At 31.3% G+C, this 6775-nt stretch carries 10 protein-coding genes; all 10 read right to left on the reverse strand.

The annotated features are described in order from the left end of the window. Positions 1-38: 38 nt before the first annotated feature. Positions 39-938: an RluA family pseudouridine synthase gene (locus FAY47_RS05800; RefSeq protein ID WP_143315592.1), complete on the reverse strand. Its 900-nt coding sequence runs from the start codon at positions 936-938 to the stop codon at positions 39-41. Between the two features lies 1 nt (position 939). Then, positions 940-2313: an LCP family protein gene (locus FAY47_RS05805; protein ID WP_143315594.1), complete on the reverse strand. Its 1374-nt coding sequence runs from the start codon at positions 2311-2313 to the stop codon at positions 940-942. 17 nt (positions 2314-2330) lie between these two features. Continuing rightward, positions 2331-2897, reverse strand: coding sequence for a bis(5'-nucleosyl)-tetraphosphatase (symmetrical) YqeK (gene yqeK / locus FAY47_RS05810; RefSeq protein ID WP_143315596.1), 567 nt, complete (start codon positions 2895-2897; stop codon positions 2331-2333). 1 nt (position 2898) lies between these two features. Next, a complete protein-coding gene (gene nadD / locus FAY47_RS05815; RefSeq protein WP_143315598.1) occupies positions 2899-3501 on the reverse strand; it encodes a nicotinate-nucleotide adenylyltransferase in 603 nt (200 codons plus the stop codon). Between the two features lie 2 nt (positions 3502-3503). Further along, positions 3504-3806 carry a ribosome assembly RNA-binding protein YhbY gene (gene yhbY / locus FAY47_RS05820; protein WP_143315600.1) on the reverse strand — a complete coding sequence of 101 codons (303 nt, stop codon included), beginning with the start codon at positions 3804-3806 and terminating at the stop codon, positions 3504-3506. Between the two features lie 11 nt (positions 3807-3817). Then, positions 3818-5104 (reverse strand): GTPase ObgE, encoded by a 1287-nt coding sequence (obgE, locus tag FAY47_RS05825; protein ID WP_143315602.1) that lies wholly within the window; start codon positions 5102-5104, stop codon positions 3818-3820. Between the two features lie 168 nt (positions 5105-5272). Next, positions 5273-5572, reverse strand: a complete 300-nt coding sequence (gene rpmA, locus FAY47_RS05830; protein WP_143315604.1) for a 50S ribosomal protein L27 — start codon at positions 5570-5572, stop codon at positions 5273-5275. A 3-nt stretch (positions 5573-5575) separates the two neighbouring features. Then, the gene (locus FAY47_RS05835; RefSeq protein WP_143315606.1) at positions 5576-5947 is read right to left on the reverse strand and encodes a ribosomal-processing cysteine protease Prp; all 372 of its coding nucleotides are present in this window, start codon (positions 5945-5947) and stop codon (positions 5576-5578) included. 5 nt (positions 5948-5952) lie between these two features. Beyond that, a complete protein-coding gene (gene rplU / locus FAY47_RS05840; protein WP_143315608.1) occupies positions 5953-6261 on the reverse strand; it encodes a 50S ribosomal protein L21 in 309 nt (102 codons plus the stop codon). Between the two features lie 236 nt (positions 6262-6497). Continuing rightward, positions 6498-6775: hypothetical protein (locus FAY47_RS20225; RefSeq protein ID WP_185966739.1), on the reverse strand; the 278-nt coding region annotated here is incomplete at its 5' end.

Consider the following 6775-nt stretch of genomic DNA (forward strand, 5'->3'; position numbering starts at 1 on the left):
TCTCAAAACAATTATTTATAATCGTTTTGAGATAGTTTTTACTTTATTCTTTCTATTAAATTTTTCATATCTTCTGGCAATTCAGCTCTTAAAGATAAAGTTTCTTTTGTCCTTGGAGATTTAAAATCTAATCCATAGGCATGTAATGCCTGCCTTCCAATTAATTCTTTCTCTTCTTCACCATATCCATATAGGGAATCACCATATATAGGATGACCCAAGTGATTTAAATGCACTCTAATTTGGTGGGTTCTGCCGGTCTCAAGGAAACATTCTACCAAATCACCACCATTAAAACTTTCAACTACTTTATAATGGGTTATACTTCTTTGTCCCCTATTATCAACAATTCTCTGAATACTATCCACACCTTCTTGTCTATAAATAGGTGCATCTATAGTTCCCTCTTTTTCTTTTAAATGCCCATGTACAATAGCTAAATATCTTTTTTCCAAGTTATTATCCTGCATTTCCTTAGAAAGAGCCATATGAGCAAATTGATTCTTTGCTATAATAATTAGACCTGAAGTATCCATATCTAATCTACTAACTAATCTCACTATACAGTTTTGCTTAGTTTCTTGAAAGTAATATAATACTCCATTTGCTAGTGTCCCTGTTTGATGCCTTTTCGTTGGATGCACAACTACATTAGGCTGTTTGTTCACAACTAAAATATCTTCATCTTCATATACAATATTTATGTCTATATTTTCAGGAATTATATTTTGACTTTCTTTTCTCTGAAGCTTAACTAAAACTTCATCGCCTTCATGAAGTATATATCTCATTCTTACCGAATTTTTATTTACTAATATTCTATTTTCAATAGCTGCTCCTCTAATGAGTCTAGAAGAAAGGCCTAACTCTTCTTTAAGAAATTCTCTAATAGTAGAACCTTCATATCTATTATCAACTTTTTTCTCTAAAGCACTCATTTTATTCTCCTAATTTTTTATAATCATTACCTACAACTACAACTACATCATAAGATGAGTATTTTTCGTCATCAGGTTTGTTGTCAAACTTCGTTACTTCTGTCATATCAGAACTAATGAGTTTTTTTATTTCTTTATCATTAGTCTTAATTATACTTTTTGGCACCGGATCAAAATTTCCTGTATCAACTCTAGTCCATCCAAGTACCTCTAAATTAGTCTTAACCCTTGAAGCTAAACCATTTACTTTTGTACCATTAAGAATCAATACCTTTATATCCTTTTTATCAACACTGCTACTGCTACTAACTGAACCATTTTTCAGCGAATCTATTAATTCCTTATTATTATTCTTATTAAATACTAAGTAAGATTGGCCTCCTATCATCTGGGGTTCACCTTGTATTGTCTTCATTTCCACGCCTCCAGATGATATAAGCTTTAGCCCAAATGATATCATACTTAAAGAAGACATATTAGTATCCATATTTTTTGCAACACTATCCAAAATTTTAGATACTTTAAAAATTATTGTTGGATTCTTACATTTTGCTACAATCTTTTGTAAAAACTTATGTTGATTTTCTATTCTATCTAAATCCCCATTAGCAAATCCTGAACCATCATTATTTTTTCTCCACCTAAAGAACTCTTCTGCCTTCTTTCCATCTAGATGTTCAGTTGTTCCCTTTTTAAAGTTAATATGCAAACCTTGCCCTGGATCATCATATATCATATCTCTTTCTATTTCCATATCAATGCCCCCAATAGCATCCATAAATCCTCTAAAAGCCGCATAATCTATTTTTACAATATAATTTATAGTAGTTGATAGTAAATTTTCAACTTCACTTTTTATTTTCTTATCTCCACCCTGTTCGTAAGCTGCATTAATTTTATATCTTTTACCGTTTTCCGTAACTAGCGTATCTCTTGGTATTGATACAACCTGTGTCTTTTTAGCCTTTTTATTATAATTAATCAACATTATTGTATCAGTTCTTTTTATTGATTTGTTATTTACTTGATTAACATCACCAATGTCCATACCAAGCACAAGAATATTAATTGCATCTCCAGAAGGTGGTGAAGCCGCTATAGTATCATCATTCTTAACTTTAAGGAAAAAACCAACAACTGAAATAATTGTACTTATTATAATTATAGTTAATATGGCCACTAAAGCTAAAAATATCTTTTTCCCAGTGCTAAGTTTTCTAATTTTCCTTTTGCTTATCTTTTTTCTTGCTTTATTATCTTCATAATCATCATCAAAGTTAATGTTTCTACTTCTTTCAATTTTCTCCAATGTTTGAGGTGCTCTTCTTTTTTTCTTTCGTTTGATACCAGATGGTTCTCTTCTCTCCCTATTCATAGTATCCCCCTTTATCCTTACCTATTCCAAATCAAATAATTTCTAGCTTTTACTGTATTTAAATCTATAGGTTTTCCTTGTGAAAGTAAGAAGTTCATTGAACTTGTTAAGCCTAATAAAACACCTTTATCTAAATCTTTTATTGCTTCTTCTCTTAAATTTTCCACACCTTCAAACTTCCTTGAAGGCTCTATCATATCTGCTATATATATTATCTTCTCTAAGCTAGTCATATTTTCTTTTCCAGTAGTATGCCATCTTATTGCACTTAATACTTCTTCATCATCTATATTCAATGAATTTTTAGCTACAATTGGCCCTACTATACAATGCCAAAGCTCAGGAGCCTTTTTTTCGTCTTCAGTTAATTCTACATTATTTTGTATCATTAATTTTTGAAATTCTTCAACATTTAAATTTTTTGCTATATCATGACATAAAGCTGCAAGTTCAGCCTTGCCTTCAGAAACTCCGTTAAGTTCAGCTAATTTTTTTGATACTGATACAACTCCTAAAGTATGTATAAATCTAGTGTCCTTTAAATTAGCCTTTACATAATCATAAGCTTCTTCTAATATATCCATTTTATTCCTCCCTATATAACCCTTTTTCTTTTATAATATCTAATACACTTTTGGGAACTAAGTTTTTTACACTTTCTCCTTTAAATATCTTCTTTCTTATTTCTGTTGAAGATATATTTAATCCTTCTAACTCTAATAAAATTATTTTTCCATTATACTTATTTTCTATAAAACTTTTTCTTTTTATTAATTCATTATCACTATATCCAGGCCTTGTAAAAACAGCAAACTTGCATAGTTCAAATATTCTTTGAACGCCTTTCCACTTATCTAAACTAAAAAGGCAATCTGCACCTGTTATAAAATATAACTCATCTCCATCATTTTTAAAGTGTTCTAAGGTTTCATAAGTATAACTTAATCCCTTTTTCTTTATTTCATAATCTGAAACTGTAAATCCAACTTTTCTTTTTATAGCTAATTGCACCATATTAAATCTGAGGGAAGCCTCAGTAACCTTCTTATCTTGTTTAAGAGGTTGGCTTCCCACTGGTATAAATATAACTTTATCTAAGTCCAATCTTTTTTTTGCTTCCTCTGCTATATAAAGATGAGCAAAATGTATAGGATCAAAGCTTCCCCCAATTATACCCACTTTATTCATAACTAATTTCTTGCCTTTGGAATCTCTATTTGTGGATTTTTCTTAGATTCTTTATAAAGCACTAATTTGCTTCCTATAGCTTGAATTCCTTCACAACCTACTTCTTCACATATCATATCTGATACTTCTCTAGCTTCTAACCCACTATTTTCTAATACCTTTATTTTTATTAACTCTCTCTTTTCTAAAGCTTCTTCTACTTGCTTTAGAAAAGTATCTTCAACTCCATTTTTCCCAACTTGGAAAATTGGATCTATATTATGTGCTAATTTTCTTAAATACGCTCTTTGCTTACCTGTTAGCATTCTTCATCCTCCTATAGTAAATACTCAAATTCATAGTCATTAAGTCTAACCATATCGCCATCCTCAATACCCATTTCTCTAAGCTTAGCTAAAACTCCCTTATTATTTAGAACCTTATGGAAATATCTTAATGAATCTGCATCATAAAGATCAACAGCTTCTAGCAATCTATCAACGAAACTTCCAAATACAACATAAGTATTAAATTCATCATTTTCTTCAATTCTGATGTCATAAGTGAATTTCTTCTCTTCTGGAATATATCTTTCTTCTTCAGATATTTCAAGTTCTGTTATTGGAATTTCTTTAAGCATTCTAGCTGCTTCCTTAATAACATCATCAACACCATCTCTTGTTGCTGCTGACATCTTAAATACTTTTTTATAACCAACTTCCTTAACCTTTTTCTCAAAGTCTAAGAAAACTTGTTCATCATAAAGCATATCCATCTTATTAGCTACAACTATTTGAGGTCTATCCCAAAGCTTTACTGAATACTTTCTAAGTTCTTCATTTATCTTAACAAAATCTTCAAAAGGATCTCTTCCTTCAATACCTGATATATCTACAACATGTATTAGAATCCTTGTTCTTTCAATATGCCTTAAGAATTCTAATCCTAAACCAACACCTTCTGAAGCTCCTTCTATGATTCCTGGAATATCAGCCATGACAAAAGGTTCAGTTCCATCTGTTCCAACTACCCCAAGGTTTGGTTTTAGTGTAGTAAAGTGATAATTAGCTATCTTTGGTTTTGCCTTTGTTGTCATGGATAAGAATGTAGATTTACCTACATTAGGAAAACCTAATAATCCAACATCAGCAAGAAGCTTAAGTTCTAATATTATGTTCATTTCTTCTCCAGGCATTCCTGGCTCTGCAAAGTGTGGTGCCTGTCTAGTAGGTGTACAGAACTTACAATTTCCTTTTCCACCTTTTCCACCTCTTAAAAGCACAAACACATCATCTTTATGCGAAAGATCAGCTACTATTTTATTTGATTCTGCTTCTCTTATAATAGTTCCCATTGGAACTTTTATATATAAATCCTCACCATCTCTACCATAACATTTTGATGTTCCACCATTAACACCATCTTCAGCTACAAATTTTCTCTTATACTTAAAATCAAGAAGGGTTGTTATACCAGTGTCAACTCTGAAGATAACATTTGCGCCTCTTCCCCCGTCTCCACCATCTGGCCCTCCAAGTGGAACATACTTCTCTCTTCTAAAAGATACAGCACCATCTCCACCTTTACCAGATCTTACATATACCTTGGCCTTATCTATAAACATTTAATCACCTGTCCTTGTGTAAAATCTTTTTCTTTATATTATTCCTTAAGTTTCCTGTTTTTATTATAACATGAATAAAATTTTCATATTTCAACTTCATTAAATATTAAAGTTTTTTTAAGACTTTTAAAAAAGCACCCTGAACCAGGGTGCTTTTTAAAAGAAAAATTATTCAGCTATTTCTTCTACTTGTACTGGGTAAACACTTGCTCTTTTCTTATCTCTACCCACTCTTTCGAATCTAACAACTCCATCAACTTTTGAGAATAAAGTGTCATCTCCACCTCTTCCAACGTTGTTTCCTGGATGAATCTTAGTTCCTCTTTGTCTAACGATAATGTTTCCTGCTAAAACGAATTGTCCGTCTGCTGACTTAACACCAAGTCTCTTAGCTTCAGAATCTCTACCATTACTTGTACTACCTTGCCCTTTCTTATGAGCAAATAGTTGAAGGTTCATAATTAACATAGTTTACACCTCCTCATGTTTTAAAATAATATATTCTTTACGTTTCTTTTCTCCAAAAGATTGATCTAAGCTCATAATAGTACTATCTAAGCTCTTCTCAAAGGTCTTAAGTAAAACCTGAGCCTCATTTGTCTCTTCGTCGGTAAAACCTTGAAGATCTAATGCAAGATATCCATCCTTCATCTCATAATTTACATTAAGCTTTAAAACTTCATCTAAACCTATGATTACACTTTGTGATAACACAGATACAGTATTACATATCATATCATATGCATCTCCAGCTAAAATAGCTTCTCTATCTCTTAGAGCATGACTATTTATACTAAAGGATAGAATATTATCTTTTCTTGATCTAATTTTAATTTCTATCATAAGAATTAAGCTTCGATCTTTTCTACAACTAACTTAGTGTAAGGTTGTCTGTGACCATTCTTTCTTCTGTAGTCTTTCTTTCTCTTATACTTGAAAACTACAACCTTCTTTGCCTTACCTTGAGCTAATACCTTAGCAACAACTTTAGCTCCTTCTACTACTGGAGTTCCAACCTTTAAAGTTTCTCCCCCAACAGCAAGAACTTCAGTTAATTCAACTGTTGATTCAACTTCAGCGTCTAGCTTTTCAACGAAAAGAACGTCTCCTTCTTGAACTCTGTATTGTTTTCCACCTGTCTTTACTACTGCGTACATTAAAAAACACCTCCTCATAACGGTCTCGCCACTATAGGTACAAGAATTAAAACTTGTTTTAATAAAAACCTGTGTGTGTGCGGTCTACCGTGATATTCTATCATAATGTAAGAATAATGTAAAGTTTTTTTTATTAATCTAGTCTTTTGTATTATATATACATTAATAATTATAATGAAATTGCCTTAAAGTATTTTTTTTACTTTAAGGCAATTAGTTGAATTTTACATTTATTATTATGCTACTTGCTTCTGAGTAGAACTTGCTACATCAATTATAATTTTTAACAATTCACTTCTTGTTAGAAATCTGCCACCTAATGATGCTCTTGAGCTCTTAATCGCTTCTCTTATTGTTGCTAGTTTTCGCACATCTACTGGATTATTTCTTCCTAATGCGTAATACTCATTTACATAGTTACTAGATCTCTCAATTGTCTCTTGTCCGTTATTTGATTTATATATTTGTATTCCTAAGTTTATTGCATTTTGTATATCATTTAGCTTTAACTTAG

Origin of the sequence: Clostridium sp. HBUAS56017, assembly GCF_007115085.1 — a bacterium.
Classification (GTDB): Bacteria; Bacillota; Clostridia; order Clostridiales; family Clostridiaceae; genus Clostridium; species Clostridium cibarium.